A 218-nucleotide genomic window follows, 5' to 3' on the forward strand; every position below is an offset into this window, starting at 1 on the left:
CGCAGTCAGTCCAGCGCTCTTCAAGCGAATAATCATAATTTCCGAAAATACTATATACCCGTGGTAGGAAATATACGGTTCCTTCCTCCAGCGGCTCCCTCACTGGTTCAGGAATATCCATATCCCCGATTCTGATAGTGCGGGGTTTTATACGGTACTCAACATTGGGATGAAAATACAATTTAAAGTCACATTCAATCCATCTATTACTAGTATGG

1 pseudogene is annotated in these 218 nt (G+C 42.2%); it reads right to left on the reverse strand.

The annotated features are described in order from the left end of the window. Window positions 1-218: pseudogene (locus PSI23_RS22685) on the reverse strand (hypothetical protein); the annotation flags it as partial.

It is taken from the genome of Xenorhabdus yunnanensis, assembly GCF_028598805.1.
Classification (GTDB): Bacteria; Pseudomonadota; Gammaproteobacteria; order Enterobacterales; family Enterobacteriaceae; genus Xenorhabdus; species Xenorhabdus yunnanensis.